Raw genomic sequence first — 246 nt, 5'->3', positions numbered from 1 at the left:
GGCCGCTGTATGTCGCGGCCCCCCCCGGGATGGTCTGGTACACCTACGAGGACGACCAGTCGAAGGGAGACCTTGGCTCGACCGACCCGGCGGTGGTCCCGGCGAGCGGCGCCGATCCGATGTCGCTCGGCCTCTTCCCGCAGGACCAGGACCACCGGGAGGTCGGCGGGGCGGCCTATCTCGTCACCGCCCCGACCTCACCCGGGGAGCTGGCCCTCGCCACGACCGTCTCCTACGTGTCGTCCA

General features: G+C 72.0%; 1 protein-coding gene. It reads left to right on the top strand.

Features of this window, described 5'->3' with window-relative positions; all coding sequences use genetic code 11:
• Positions 1–29 precede the first annotated feature (29 nt).
• The coding region (locus KVT45_RS55490) for a hypothetical protein (protein WP_217562750.1) at positions 30–246 on the top strand (217 nt) is incomplete at its 3' end.

Source organism: Streptomyces sp. GbtcB6 (assembly GCF_019091475.1).
GTDB lineage: Bacteria > Actinomycetota > Actinomycetes > Streptomycetales > Streptomycetaceae > Streptomyces > Streptomyces hyaluromycini.
Note: the sequence above shows the minus strand (reverse complement) of the source record. Positions and strands in the feature narration are given on the sequence as shown.